Source organism: Allobosea sp. OK403, from assembly GCF_900113835.1.
GTDB lineage: Bacteria > Pseudomonadota > Alphaproteobacteria > Rhizobiales > Beijerinckiaceae > Allobosea.
In genome coordinates this window covers 1,072,496-1,084,479 of the sequence record NZ_FOQV01000002.1, presented here as the reverse complement: position 1 = coordinate 1,084,479, position 11,984 = coordinate 1,072,496, and the positions used below count along the sequence as shown (strand labels likewise).

The window sequence follows — 11,984 nt, the reverse complement described above, 5'->3', positions numbered from 1 at the left end:
GCGGCGTCGATGCACTGATCCGGACTATCTTGCCGATCGTGACGCGGCTCAATCCACCACTGTTCCGCCTTCAGCAGGATATGTTTCCATGACAAGCATCAATCATCGCGTCGCCGAGCATGCGATCGACCCGCTTTTCCTCGAGCGCTGGTCGCCGCGCGCCTTCACCGTCGATGGCATCTCCGAGGCCGAGCTCTTGTCCCTGTTCGAGGCGGCGCGCTGGGCTCCGTCCTCCTATAATTCGCAGCCTTGGCGGTTCGTCTATGCGCGGCGCGGCACAGCGCATTGGGACAAGCTGCTCGGCCTGCTGAACGAGTTTAACGCCTCCTGGGCCAAGCACGCCGCTGCTTTGGTCATCGTGGTCTCGAAGCAGGCCATGGCCGTTCCCGGCAAGGCCGAAGAGGTCCCGTCCTACAGCCATTCCTTCGATGCCGGTGCGGCCTGGGCCCAGCTCGCCTTGCAGGCGACGCGGTCGGGCTGGCAGGCCCATGGCATGGTCGGCTTCGATCATGCGCGCGCGGCGACCGAACTGAACGTGCCCGCCGGCTACCGCGTCGAGGCTGCGATCGCGATCGGCAAGCCGGGCGACAAGGCGCAATTGCCGGAGGCGCTGCAGGCGCGCGAAACCCCGAGCCAGCGTAACCCGCTCTCGGCCAGCGTTTTCGAAGGCGCCTTTCCGACGGGTTGACTTGTCTCATGATCCTCGATGAACGCACCTACGCGATCAAGCCGGCTCATGTGCGCGACTATCTCGATCTCTATGTCCGCGAGGGCATGGAGCTGCAGGTCTCGCATCTCGGTCACCTGATCGGCTGGTTCACCACCGATACGGGCGTCGTCAACGAAGTCGTCCATATGTGGCGCTTCGAGGATGCGGGTGACCGCGAGCGCCGGCGTGCGGCGATGGAGGCCGATCCGCGCTGGCAGGAGTTCCGCGCCAAGGCTGCGCCCTATGTGCTCGAGATGCGCAGCCGCATCCTGCGCCCCACGGCTTTTTCGCCATTGCGCTGAAAGCTACAGCGTTTGGTCGAGCGCTGTGAGCCACGATCAGGCTGTTCACCCGCCGCCAGATCTTGCCGATCTGGCGGCGGCTTCGCACTCCCGCTGGAGCCGTTTCTGATCCGATTGGATCGTTCAACAGCTCCAGCTCTTTGTTTCAACGCGTTTTCTTCACGCGAACCGATATCCACTTCGCTCGAAAACGCTCTCGTTCACAAGGATGCTCCGCGATGCCGCTTTCGATCGACCATATCGTCATCGCCGTCACCGATCTCGATCAGGCCGTTCGCGATTATGAGGCGCTGGGCTTCACGGTGCTGCCCGGCGGCGAGCATCCGCGCGGCTCGCGCAATGCGCTCGTGGTGCTGGCGGACGGCGCTTATCTTGAAATCATCGCCTTTTCCCGGCCGGTGCCGGATTTCCGCTGGTGGCGTGTCCTGGACGCGGCCGGCAGCGGGCTGGTCGACTACGCCCTGCTGCCGGATTCGCTCGATGTCGACCTGGCTCGGGCCCGCGCCGGCGGAATCGTGATGGATGGCCCGATCGATGGCGCGCGCTTGCAGCCCGACGGCACGCGCCTGGCCTGGCGCTCGGCGCGGCCGCCTGAAAGCGATATCCCCTTCCTGTGCGAGGACGTCACGGCGCGGGCGCTGCGCGTGCCGGAGGGCGCGGCCCGCACGCATGCGAACGGGGTCACGGGCGTCGCCGGCGTGACCGTGGCGGTCCGCGATCTCGACGTGTCGGCAGCGCGCTACCGTACGCTGCTGGGCATGGCGCCTGTCGCCAGCGGCGGCGTGCCGGGGCTCGGCTTCAGGCTCGTGCAGTTCCAGCTCGGTCGTCAGGCATTGTCGCTGGTCGAGGGGCGGGCTGAGGCCTGCGAAGGGCTGACGCGCCATCTCGAACGGCGTGGCCAGGGAGCCTATGCGATCTCGTTCTTCGGCGGGAAGGACCAGGTACTCGACATCAGCCTCACCCATGGGGCGAGGCTCGAGATCGTCAGGGAGCGCTGAGAGCTCTAGCTCTTTGTTTTAACGCGTTTTCTTCACGCAAACCGGTGTCCACTTCGCTCGAAAATGCTCTAATAGGCGCGCAAGCCCAGCGCCGTGGTCGCTTCCTCGATCATCCAGCCGAGCCGTTCATAGTCGCCGCGCCAGTAGACCAGGGCGGCGGCGTCGCGGCCGAGCCTGACCTCCCGGACCCGGCCGATGATAATGGCGTGGGAGTGGCGCTCGATGATCTCCTCGACCTCGCAATCGAGGCTGGCCAGCGCGCCGTGCAGGAGTGGTGCGCCGGAGACCCCGCTCGTCCAGTCCGCATCGGCGTAACGCGCGGCGCCCTTCTCGCCGCCCCGGCCGGCGAAGCGATCAGCGACCTGCTTCTGAGACGCGCTCAGGAAATTCACGCCGAAGCTGCGGTGACGCTGGAGCACGGGATAGCTCGACGAGCTCAGATTGAGGCCGAAGAAGATGGTCGGCGGCTCGGCCGAGAGCGAGGAGACCGAGGTCGCGGTCAGGCCGGTGCGGTCTTCGCCGTGCCCTGTCGTGATCACGCTGACGCCGCCGGCGAGATGGCGGAAGGCGGCGCGGAAGCTGGCTGCGTCGTCGCGGACCGGGCGGATCGCCTTGGGCAGCTGGGTGATGACGGCCATCGCTTTCATCTCCTTCATATCGCGTATTCGGGCGGGTTGGCGTCCTCGGGGATCAGATCCTTGAGGATGCGCTCTTCGAGCAAGGCGAGGTCGACCGAGCCACGCCGGCGCGGGCGCGGCAGGTCGACCGCGATGTCGAGCGTGATGCGGCCCTCGTCGATCATCACGACGCGGTCGGCGAGCGTCAGCGCCTCTGAGACGTCATGGGTCACCAGGATCGCGGTGAAGCCCTGGGCCAGCCAGACCCGCTCCAGCAGGCCCTGCATCTCGATGCGGGTCAGCGCGTCGAGCGCGCCGAGCGGCTCGTCCAGCGCCAGCACGCGCGGCCGGCTGACCAAGGCGCGGGCGAGCGCGACACGCTGACGCTGGCCGCCGGAGAGCAGAGCAGGCCATTGCTGCGCCTTCGCTTCGAGGCCTACGGCACGCAGCGTCTGGAAGGCGCGCTCCTCGGCCTCCGGCAGCTTGCGCTCGGCACCCAGCCCGACCTCGACATTGGAGAGCACGCGCGCCCAGGGCAGCAGGCGCGGCTCCTGGAACATGATGCGCGGGGTCGCGGAGGCGGTGCCTGCCTGACTGAGACTGAGCGTGCCTTCGCTTGGCTTATCGAGCCCGGCGAGGATGCGCAGCAGCGTGCTCTTGCCGCAGCCGCTGCGCCCGACGATGGCGAGGAACTGCCCTGCGGGCACGTCGAGATCGATCCCACGCAGAACCTCAAGCTCGCCGAAGCGCTTCTTCAGGCCCCGTATCGCGATCGGCTGGCCGCGTGCAGCCCGGGCCTTCGCCGACTGGTCCTCGAACAGGGCCTCGAAAAGCCGGGCGCCGGGCGCCGATGTTGTTGTCGCCAATGTCGCTGTCGTCATCGCCGGCTCCTCAATGCTTCTGGAAGGCGGGGTGCCAGGACAGGCAGAGCCGCTCCAGCAGCCGCACCACGGAGTCGGCGAGCTTGCCCAGCGCCGCGTAGATCACGATCGCCAGCACGACGACGTCGACCAGCATGAACTCGCGCGCATTCATCGCCATGTAGCCGATGCCGGAATTGGCCGCGATCGTCTCCGCCACAATCAGCGTCAGCCACATGATGCCGAGCGCATAGCGCACACCGACGAAGATCGAGGGCAGGGCGCCGGGCAGGATGACGCGCCGGAACAGTTCGAGATTGCTCATGCCATAAGAGCGGCCCATCTCGACGAGCTGGCTGTCGACGGTACGCACGCCGTGGAAGGTGTTAATGTAGATCGGAAAGAAGACGCCGAGCGAGGTCAGGAACAGCTTCGCCTCCTCTTCGATGCCGAACCAGAGGATGACCAGCGGGATCAGCGCCAGGTTCGGGATGTTGCGCACCATCTGGATGGTGGTGTCGGTGACGCGCTCGGAGGTCTTGGACAAGCCGTTGAACAGGCCGAGCGCGAAGGCGAGCGAGCCACCGAGCAGGAAGCCGGAGATGGCGCGCTTGAAGCTGACGCCGATGTTCTCGGCGAGCTGTCCGTTGAGCGTCAGCCGCCAACCTGCCGCGAGCACGTCGCTCGGCGCCGGCAGGACATTGGCGGCGATGAAGCCCAGCCGCGAGGCCGCTTGCCAGACCACGAGGATGGCGAGCGGCAACAGCCAGGGCGTCAGGCGCGCGAGCCATGGCTGCAGTGACTTGGGCTGCAGCGGCTTGAGGTCCGGCACACGCAAGCTGGTGCGTTGCGGGCGCGGGATCGGTTCTGCGCGGTCGGTCATGAGCTCGCAGCCCGTTTCTGCTCGGGCTTGGCGTCATTGGCGATGGTCTCGCCGAACGGGCCGTTATTGACGGTGCCGTTGATCACCGGCTTGCCGTGGTTAAGCGGCAGCAGCGGGAAGACCAGTTCGGCGAAGCGATAGGCCTCCTCCAGATGCGGGTAGCCCGACAGGATGAAGCTGTCGATGCCGAGCGCCATGTACTCCTTGATCCGGTCGGCCACCTGCTCGGGGCTGCCGACCAGGGCCGTGCCGGCCCCGCCGCGCACCAAACCGACACCGGCCCAGAGATTGGGCGAGATCTCGAGCTTGTCGCGGTTGCCGCCATGCAGCGCCGACATCCGCCGCTGGCCCTCGGAATCCATGCGGGCGAAGATCTGCTGCGAATTGGCGATGGTGGCGTCGTCGAGATGGCTGATCAGCTTGTCGGCCGCCGCCCAGGCCTCGGCCTCGGTCTCGCGAACGATGACGTGCAGGCGAATGCCGAAGGAGAGTTTCCGTCCAGCAGTCTTGGCGGCGGCGGAGACGGTGGCGATCTTCTCGGCCACCGCCGCCGGCGGCTCGCCCCAGGTCAGGTATTTGTCGATGGTCTCAGCCGCGACATCGATGGCGGCAGGCGAAGAGCCGCCGAAATAGAGCGGTGGGCCGCTGGCTTGCGTCGAGGGATAGAGCAGTTGCCCATCCTCGATGCGGATATGCTTGCCCTCATGCCGCACGGTCTCGCCGCGCAGCAGGGCGGAATAGACCGAGAGGAACTCGCGGGTCACCTCGTAACGCTCGTCATGCGACAGGAAGATGCCGTCGCCGGCGTTCTCGATCGGGTCTCCGCCGGTGACGACATTGACCAGAAGCCGCCCGTTCGAGACGCGGTCGAGCGTCGCGGTCATGCGCGCTGCCAATGTCGGCGATTGCAGGCCGGGCCGGACTGCCACGAGATAACGCAGGTTCTGCGTCAGTGGCGCGACCGCCGAGGCGACGATCCAGGAATCCTCGCAGCTTCGGCCGGTCGGCAGCAGGACGCCGTAATAGCCCAGCGTGTCGGCGGCTTGGGCGATCTGGCGCAGATAGGCGAAATCGGTCTGGCGGCCACCGGTAGCCGTGCCGAGATAGCGGCCGTCGCCATGGGTCGGCAGGAACCAGAGGACATTGGCGCTGTGTGCAGGCGCGACGCTCATGAGGCGATCCTCTTCACGGCGCTGGCGATGGTGACCGGCTTGGGCAGCAGGCCGAGCGCATGGAAGGTGTCGGCAATGCGCTGCTGCTCGGCGATCGTGGCCTCGTCGAGCGGCCTGATGCCGTAGCTCTGGCGCGCCAGCGCCAGCTGCAGGATCGGGGCCGGGATGCCGGTCGAGGGGCTCAGCGCCTCGGCGACGGCGGCGATGTCGGCCTTGGCCCAGTCATCGACCTCTCTCAGCTGCTTGAGGAAGACTTTCAAGGCCGCGTCGTGATTGGCGACGAGTTTCTCGCTGGCGAGATAGAACTGGTGGTTGGCGACGATGCCGGTGCCATCAGTGAGCGTGCGCGCGCCGATCGTTGTCTCGGCCGCAGCCTGGAAGGGATCCCAGATCGCCCAGGCGTCGACCGCGCCGCGCTCGAAGGCGGCGCGCGCATCGGCCGGGGTCAGGAACACCGGCGTGATCTCGGAATAGGCGACGCCGGCCTTCTCGAGGGCCTTGACCAGCAGGTAATGGACGTTGGAGCCCTTGTTCAGCGCGACCTTCTTGCCCTTGAGCTCGGCGACCGACTGGATCGGGCTGCTCTTGGGCACCAGGATGGCCTCGCCCTTCGGCGCCGGCGGTTCATAGGCGACATAGACCAGCGGCGCGCCCGCGGCCTGGGCGAAGATCGGCGGCGCTTCACCGGTGTTGCCGATGTCGATCGCCCCGACATTGACCGCTTCCAGCAATTGCGGGCCGGCTGGAAACTCGGTCCAGGTGACCTTGTAGCCGAGCGGCTCCAGCGCCTTCTCCAGCGTGCCCTTGCCCTTGAGCAGCACGATCTTGCCGTATTTCTGGAAGCCGACGCGCAGCGTCTTCTCTTGCGCGGAGGCACCGCTCGCGGACAGGCTAAGCGCCAGGCTCGCCGCCGAGAGGGTCAGGAACGATCTCTTCGAAATCATCGGGTGATTGTCTTTCTCAGGGGAACGGAGGAAGCCGATTGCTCAGGCGGTGGGCTTCCAGTCCCAGACGATGTCGCGGACATTGATCGGCTTGGGGATCAGGCCGAGCCGGTGGAAGCGGTCGGCGACGCGCTGCTGCTCGTCGAGCACGCGCGGATTGAGCGGCGCGATGACGAAATCGGAGCGCTCGACCGAGCGCTTCCAGGGCTCGATCGGCAGGCCGGTCGCGGCCGCCTGGACGCTGGCCACCTCGTCGCGATGGCTGTCGGCCCAACGCGCGACCTTGGCGAGCTCGTCATTGATCGCCGCGACGATCTCGGGGTTCTTCGTCGTGAAGTCGCGATTGGCGAGGTAGAACGAGTTCTGCGAGACGATGCCCTTCGACAGCGACAGGATGCGCACGCCGGGAATGGCCTCGGCGATGGCGAAGAAGGGATCCCAGATCGTCCAGGCATCGACCGAGCCACGCTCGAAGGCGGCGCGCGCATCGGCCGGCGGCAGATAGACCGGCGTGAACTCGTCATAGCCGAGCCCGGCCTTCTCGATCGCCGCGATGGTGAGGTTGTGCGAGCTCGACGCCTTGGCGAAGGCGATCTTCTTGCCCTTGAGCTCTGCGAGCGTCTGGATCGGCGATTTCGGCGGCAGCAGGATCGCGGCGCCCGAACCGGCGGCCTCCTGCGTCGCGACATAGAGCAGGTTCGCCTTGGCGGCCTGGGCGAAGATCGGGGGCGCGTCGCCGGTCGGGCCATAGTCGATCGAGCCGACGTTCAGTGCCTCTAGCAGCGGCGGTCCAAACTGGAATTCGACCCATTTGATCTCGATGCCTTGCGGCTTGAAGCGTTTCTCCAGCACGCCCTGCTGCTTGGCGATGAGCAGGACGCCGTTCTTCTGGAAGCCGATGCGCAGCTCCTTGGGCGAGAGGCTGGATTGGGCGATGGCGGCCCCCGCAGCGAGGGCGAGCGACGAGCCGGCCAGGCTGGCGATGAAATCTCTACGGTCCATGGCGTGAGGGCCCTTGTCTGGATCGAGGGGCGAAAGGGTTCAGGCGGCCTTGCGGTCGTCCTTCTTGCGGTCGTCCTTGGCGATGCGATGCGCAGCGGCGGTGCGGCGCGCCTGCTCGGCGGAATGAAAGCTCCGGCCGTCGAGCCTGTCGAAGGCCGGCTCGGAGGAGAAGAAGCGGAAATTTCCGGGGGAGCCGACAACGATGCCGGCCGTCGTGCCAGAGATTTCGATGATGATGGCTTTGGACATGGCTTTGGACATGGCTTGGCCTTCGCCGAGCGGGATCGGCGCCTTTTCGTCTGCGATGATGAGTGAATCCTCGGCGGTCAGCCGGGCCGGGCGCGCAATGGGCGCGCTGTCAACATCGAGTGGAACGCAGGAAGGCGGAAACGCGCAGCAAGCCTCGTATCACGAAGTGGCTGAGATAGATCATGACCGTGTCTCCATCCATTGGGAGCCCACGAATTCATCGTGGTGCTTTTAGCGTTGGTGACGCGGCGCAAGCTGCTCCAGCAAATCCCGCGATCGATCCGGACGACTTCGTTTCGATACTTGAGTATTTCTCGATCGATCGGGCCCGGTCAATGAAACGTCCTTTCAAAGATCGCTGTCCGAGAGGGATGACGACCTCTCCAGACGGCGCTACGCGATAGCCTTTCGCTCGATGCCGCTTATCCGGGCAGTCTCGTATCCCAGCCGTCTTGGGCGCGAGCGTTGTCCAGCTGTCAGGCGAAGAACCGGTTCGCCGGGCGCGGCAGGCCGAGATTCTCGCGCAAGGTCTTGCCGGCATACTCCGTCCGGAACAGGCCGCGCCGCTGCAGCTCCGGCACGACCTTGTCGACGAAGTCGTCGAGCCCTTCCGGCAGATAGGGGAACATCACGTTGAAGCCGTCGCTGCCGCGCGTCGTCAGCCACTCCTCCATCGAATCCGCGATGGTCTCGGGCGTGCCGACGAAGGCGAGCCCGCCATAGCCGCCCAGCCGCTGCGCCAATTGGCGCACGGTCAGATTCTCGCGCCGCGCCAGTTCGATGGTGCGCTCGCGGCCGCTCTTGCTTTGATTGGTCTCAGGGATGTCGGGCAGCGGCCCGTCGGGGTCGAAATCCGAGGCGTCATGGCCGAGCGCGATCGAGAGCGAGGCGATGGCGCTGTCGTAATGCACGAAGCTGTCGAGCAAGGCGCGCTTCTCCTGCGCCTGCTCGACCGTGTCGCCGACCACGGTGAGGACGCCGGGCAGGATCTTGAGATGGTCGGGATTGCGGCCGATCGCCTCCATCCGGCCCTTCACATCGGCATAGAAGGCCTGGCCGGCGTCGAGCGTCCGGTGCGCCGCGAAGACAACCTCGGCCGTCTCGGCTGCAAGCTGGCGTCCCGGCTCGGAGGCGCCGGCCTGAACGATCACCGGCCAGCCCTGCGGCGTCCGGGCGATGTTGAGCGGGCCGCGCACCGAGAGGTGCTCGCCCTTATGCGCCAGTACATGCAGCCTCGTAGGGTCGAAGAAGAGCCCGCTCTCCCGGTCGCGGATGAAGGCATCGTCGGCGAAGCTATCCCAGAGCCCGGTGACGACGTCGTAGAATTCGCGCGCCCGGTCATAGCGCTCGCCATGGTCCATATGCTCGTCGAGCCCGAAATTCAGCGCGGCATCGGGATTCGAGGTGGTGACGATGTTCCAGCCCGCCCGGCCGCCGCTGATATGGTCGAGCGAGGCGAAGCGCCGGGCGATATGATAGGCGGCATCAAAAGTCGTCGAGGCGGTGGCGACGAGCCCGATATGCTCGGTGACGCTGGCGAGCGCCGAGAGCAGGGTGAAAGGTTCGAAGGATGTCACGGTGTGGCTGCGCTTCAGCGCCTCGACCGGCATGTTCAGCACGGCGAGATGATCGGCCATGAAGAAGGCGTCGAATTTGCCTGCCTCGAGCTTCTGCGCGAAGCGCTTCAGGTGCCCGAAGTTGAAATTGGCGTCGGGATAAGCGCCGGGATAGCGCCAGGCGCCGGTGTGGATGCTGACCGGGCGCATGAAAGCGCCGAGATGAAGCTGGCGGGGAGTGGGCATGGAGCGGCCTGTCGTGAGGGTCTCGAGCGCTCACCATTTAAGACAGGGGCATTCCGTTTTTTAGGAGAGGCCCAACAAAGCGAGATTCGCGCTCGCTACGGGCGTGTAGCGAGCGCATTTGTCCTGTCCCGATGCCTTGCGGTGGAACAATGATCCGCCCGGCGCGCAGGCGCCGGCTCTCAGGTTTCCAGCGGCTCGCCCAGCGTATGCATCAGCCGGTTCGCCCAACCGAAGATGGCGGAGGAGAGAACGAGGTCGAGCATTTCAAGTTCGTCGAGCCCTGCCTTACGCAGGGCGTCCGCATCGCCTTGCGTGAGCTGTGACGGCGTCGTCGAGAGCCGCGCCGAAAAATCGAAGATCGCCTGCTCGCGCGGTTCGATCTTGGCATCGAGCTCGTCCTTGAAGATCGCCTCGATCACGTCGGGGCGCTTGGTCAGGCCGTTGAAGCGCGAGGCATGGACCGCCGCGCAATAGATGCAGCGGTTGACGACGGAGGCGCCGACCGCCCCGAGTTCGCGTTCGGCGGAGGACAGGCCGTCCTTGCCATACATGATCAGGTTGAACAGCGGCGAGCGCACCGCCAGCGATTCCGGATCATGCGCCAGGGTGAGAACATATTTCGAGACGCCCTTGTTGGAGGGCGTCACCTGCATCGCCGCCATCTGCTCGGGCGTGGCCGAGGCGAGGTCGACCGGCGTGACATAGGGCGACCAGACCGGAACCGTGCTGGTGAAGGTGTGGACGACGTTGCTCATCGGTTTCCCCTCAAGACCTTGAGGCCGGCCAGGACGCGGACCTGGTAGTTCACGAAGGCGGCGAGTTCGGCGAGGCGGACGATGTCGGGCTCCTCGACGCCGGCCGCCTTCAGCGCCTCGATATCGGCCCGGGTCGCGTCGCGCGGGGACAAGGTCAGCATGTCGGCATGGCGGAGGATCGCCGTGATGCGCTGCCGTTCGGGCTCGGAGAGGGGCACGGCCTCGACTTCGCCGGTGCGGGCGAGGCAGGCCTCGTAATGTGCCGCCAAAGCGGGGTCGGCATTCTGCCGCGCCATGCGGGCCGCGAGCGCCGCGCGCAGGCCATGGCTCAAGCCACCCGGTTCGCGCGGAACGATCACGGCATCATGGCTCGCTTGGCTCAGGCGGATCACCTCGGCGCGGGTCGACAGCGCCTGCGCGAGCGCCGAGCCGGGCTCGATGCCGGCAAGCTGCTCGATGAGAGTGGTGGAGGTCATGCGTTCCTCTTGCGTCCCTCTTGCCTCTTGCGATCGGGTGGAGGCTCAGGCCTCTTCGAGATGGCAGTCGAACGCGCCGCCGGCCAGCAGGGTCTCGATCCTGGCCTCATAGGGCGCGGGGTCGAGGCCTTTCGAGACGACCCATTCGGGCTCGTAATAGGTCTTCAGATAACGCTCGCCGGAATCGCAGATCAAGGTGACGAGCGAGCCCTCGACGCCATTCGCCTTCATTTCATTGGCGAGCCAGCACAAAGCGAAGAAATTCGTGCCCGTCGAGCCGCCGACGCGGCGGCCGAGCCGGCGCGACAGGACGTTCATCCCCGCGATCGAGGCCGCATCGGGAATCTTGACCATGCGGTCGACGACGCCGGGAATGAAGGAGGGCTCGACGCGCGGCCGCCCGACTCCCTCGATCAGCGAGGCGCGCTCGCAGCAGCAGGCGGCGTTGCGTGTCCGGAACCCCTCGAAGAAGGCGGAGTGCTCGACATCGGCGACGCAGAGCTTGGTTGCATGGCGCTTGTAGCGCAGATAGCGCCCGAGCGTCGCCGAAGTACCGCCGGTGCCGGCGCTCATCACCATCCAACGCGGGACGGGGTAACGCTCGCGCTGCATCTGCTCGAAAATGGATTCGGCGATATTGTTGTTGCCGCGCCAGTCGGTGGCGCGCTCGGCGAAGGTGAACTGGTCCATGTAGTGGCCGCCCAGGCGCTGGGCGAGCGCGGCGGCCTCGCTGTAGAGCAGCCGGCCGTCATCGATGAAATGGCAGGTTCCGCCGTAATGCTCGATCGCTGCGACCTTCTCCGCCGAGGTCGAGCGCGGCATCACCGCATAGAACGGCACGCCGATCATCTCAGCGAAATAGGCTTCCGAGACCGCGGTCGAGCCTGAGGAGGCCTCTACGACCGGCGTGTTCTCGCGGATATGCCCGTTGCAGAGCGCGTAGAGGAAGAGCGACCGCGCCAGCCGGTGCTTCAGGCTGCCTGTGGGATGGGTCGATTCGTCCTTCAGATAGATGTCGATCCCGCTCAGACCGGCGCAACCGAGCTTGAAGAGATGGGTATCGGCCGAGCGATGCTGGTCGGCTTCGAGCACGGCGATGGCGTCTCCGACCCAGGCGCGAGGGCAACCGTCAGAACTGCGCGGAGGGCTGGAGACTTGCATTGCTGTGTCGGGTTCCGATCGGGGATGATCAGTCTCTCATTATGCGAAATCAGT

General features: G+C 66.1%; 14 protein-coding genes. 3 read left to right on the top strand and 11 right to left on the bottom strand.

The window, feature by feature from the left end:
* The first annotated feature begins 88 nt into the window (after positions 1-88).
* The 3 genes from BMZ97_RS11025 (at position 89) to BMZ97_RS11015 (ending at position 2,009) form a co-directional block, all read left to right on the top strand.
* Positions 89-688, top strand: a complete 600-nt coding sequence (locus tag BMZ97_RS11025; protein WP_092168433.1) for a nitroreductase family protein — start codon at positions 89-91, stop codon at positions 686-688.
* Positions 689-696: 8 nt separating this feature from the next.
* Positions 697-1,011 (top strand): NIPSNAP family protein, encoded by a 315-nt coding sequence (locus BMZ97_RS11020; RefSeq protein ID WP_069688355.1) that lies wholly within the window; start codon positions 697-699, stop codon positions 1,009-1,011.
* Between the two features lie 218 nt (positions 1,012-1,229).
* A complete protein-coding gene (locus tag BMZ97_RS11015) occupies positions 1,230-2,009 on the top strand; it encodes a VOC family protein (RefSeq protein WP_092168430.1) in 780 nt (259 codons plus the stop codon).
* A 68-nt stretch (positions 2,010-2,077) separates the two neighbouring features.
* Here BMZ97_RS11015 and BMZ97_RS11010 read toward each other — a convergent pair whose 3' ends face one another.
* The 11 genes from BMZ97_RS11010 to BMZ97_RS10960 all read right to left on the bottom strand — a co-directional run bounded on the left by BMZ97_RS11010 (position 2,078) and on the right by BMZ97_RS10960 (position 11,930).
* Positions 2,078-2,647 carry a flavin reductase family protein gene (locus BMZ97_RS11010; protein ID WP_092169001.1) on the bottom strand — a complete coding sequence of 190 codons (570 nt, stop codon included), beginning with the start codon at positions 2,645-2,647 and terminating at the stop codon, positions 2,078-2,080.
* A 14-nt stretch (positions 2,648-2,661) separates the two neighbouring features.
* A complete protein-coding gene (locus tag BMZ97_RS11005; RefSeq protein WP_092168426.1) occupies positions 2,662-3,507 on the bottom strand; it encodes an ATP-binding cassette domain-containing protein in 846 nt (281 codons plus the stop codon).
* Between the two features lie 10 nt (positions 3,508-3,517).
* Complete coding sequence (ssuC, locus tag BMZ97_RS11000; protein WP_092168423.1) at positions 3,518-4,369, bottom strand: aliphatic sulfonate ABC transporter permease SsuC; 852 nt, start codon at positions 4,367-4,369, stop codon at positions 3,518-3,520.
* On the bottom strand, positions 4,366-5,541 hold the full coding sequence (gene ssuD, locus BMZ97_RS10995; RefSeq protein WP_092168420.1) for an FMNH2-dependent alkanesulfonate monooxygenase: 1,176 nt from the start codon (positions 5,539-5,541) through the stop codon (positions 4,366-4,368). The genes ssuC and ssuD overlap by 4 nt, the downstream gene beginning before the upstream one ends.
* Positions 5,538-6,485, bottom strand: coding sequence for a sulfonate ABC transporter substrate-binding protein (locus tag BMZ97_RS10990; protein WP_092168417.1), 948 nt, complete (start codon positions 6,483-6,485; stop codon positions 5,538-5,540). The genes ssuD and BMZ97_RS10990 overlap by 4 nt, the downstream gene beginning before the upstream one ends.
* A 42-nt stretch (positions 6,486-6,527) precedes the next feature.
* Positions 6,528-7,487 carry a sulfonate ABC transporter substrate-binding protein gene (locus BMZ97_RS10985; RefSeq protein WP_092168414.1) on the bottom strand — a complete coding sequence of 320 codons (960 nt, stop codon included), beginning with the start codon at positions 7,485-7,487 and terminating at the stop codon, positions 6,528-6,530.
* Positions 7,488-7,526: 39 nt separating this feature from the next.
* Positions 7,527-7,748, bottom strand: coding sequence for a hypothetical protein (locus tag BMZ97_RS10980; RefSeq protein WP_092168411.1), 222 nt, complete (start codon positions 7,746-7,748; stop codon positions 7,527-7,529).
* Between the two features lie 464 nt (positions 7,749-8,212).
* On the bottom strand, positions 8,213-9,538 hold the full coding sequence (locus BMZ97_RS10975) for an LLM class flavin-dependent oxidoreductase (RefSeq protein ID WP_092168407.1): 1,326 nt from the start codon (positions 9,536-9,538) through the stop codon (positions 8,213-8,215).
* Between the two features lie 179 nt (positions 9,539-9,717).
* Positions 9,718-10,293 carry a peroxidase-related enzyme gene (locus BMZ97_RS10970; RefSeq protein ID WP_092168404.1) on the bottom strand — a complete coding sequence of 192 codons (576 nt, stop codon included), beginning with the start codon at positions 10,291-10,293 and terminating at the stop codon, positions 9,718-9,720.
* Entirely contained in the window at positions 10,290-10,769 is a 480-nt protein-coding gene (locus BMZ97_RS10965) for a CMD domain-containing protein (RefSeq protein WP_092168401.1), read from the bottom strand. The genes BMZ97_RS10970 and BMZ97_RS10965 overlap by 4 nt, the downstream gene beginning before the upstream one ends.
* A 45-nt stretch (positions 10,770-10,814) precedes the next feature.
* The gene (locus BMZ97_RS10960; protein ID WP_092168397.1) at positions 10,815-11,930 is read right to left on the bottom strand and encodes a PLP-dependent cysteine synthase family protein; all 1,116 of its coding nucleotides are present in this window, start codon (positions 11,928-11,930) and stop codon (positions 10,815-10,817) included.
* Positions 11,931-11,984: the final 54 nt, after the last annotated feature.

Coding starts and splice junctions, on each gene's coding strand:
- BMZ97_RS10985 (WP_092168414.1), bottom strand. CDS start 7,487: ATGGACCGTAGAGATTTCATCGCCAGCCTGGCCGGCTCGTCGCTCGCC.
- ssuC (WP_092168423.1), bottom strand. CDS start 4,369: ATGACCGACCGCGCAGAACCGATCCCGCGCCCGCAACGCACCAGCTTG.
- BMZ97_RS10970 (WP_092168404.1), bottom strand. CDS start 10,293: ATGAGCAACGTCGTCCACACCTTCACCAGCACGGTTCCGGTCTGGTCG.
- BMZ97_RS11015 (WP_092168430.1), top strand. CDS start 1,230: ATGCCGCTTTCGATCGACCATATCGTCATCGCCGTCACCGATCTCGAT.
- BMZ97_RS11005 (WP_092168426.1), bottom strand. CDS start 3,507: ATGACGACAGCGACATTGGCGACAACAACATCGGCGCCCGGCGCCCGG.
- BMZ97_RS10980 (WP_092168411.1), bottom strand. CDS start 7,748: ATGTCCAAAGCCATGTCCAAAGCCATCATCATCGAAATCTCTGGCACG.
- BMZ97_RS10990 (WP_092168417.1), bottom strand. CDS start 6,485: ATGATTTCGAAGAGATCGTTCCTGACCCTCTCGGCGGCGAGCCTGGCG.
- BMZ97_RS11020 (WP_069688355.1), top strand. CDS start 697: ATGATCCTCGATGAACGCACCTACGCGATCAAGCCGGCTCATGTGCGC.
- BMZ97_RS10975 (WP_092168407.1), bottom strand. CDS start 9,538: ATGCCCACTCCCCGCCAGCTTCATCTCGGCGCTTTCATGCGCCCGGTC.
- BMZ97_RS11025 (WP_092168433.1), top strand. CDS start 89: ATGACAAGCATCAATCATCGCGTCGCCGAGCATGCGATCGACCCGCTT.
- BMZ97_RS11010 (WP_092169001.1), bottom strand. CDS start 2,647: ATGGCCGTCATCACCCAGCTGCCCAAGGCGATCCGCCCGGTCCGCGAC.
- BMZ97_RS10960 (WP_092168397.1), bottom strand. CDS start 11,930: ATGCAAGTCTCCAGCCCTCCGCGCAGTTCTGACGGTTGCCCTCGCGCC.
- BMZ97_RS10965 (WP_092168401.1), bottom strand. CDS start 10,769: ATGACCTCCACCACTCTCATCGAGCAGCTTGCCGGCATCGAGCCCGGC.
- ssuD (WP_092168420.1), bottom strand. CDS start 5,541: ATGAGCGTCGCGCCTGCACACAGCGCCAATGTCCTCTGGTTCCTGCCG.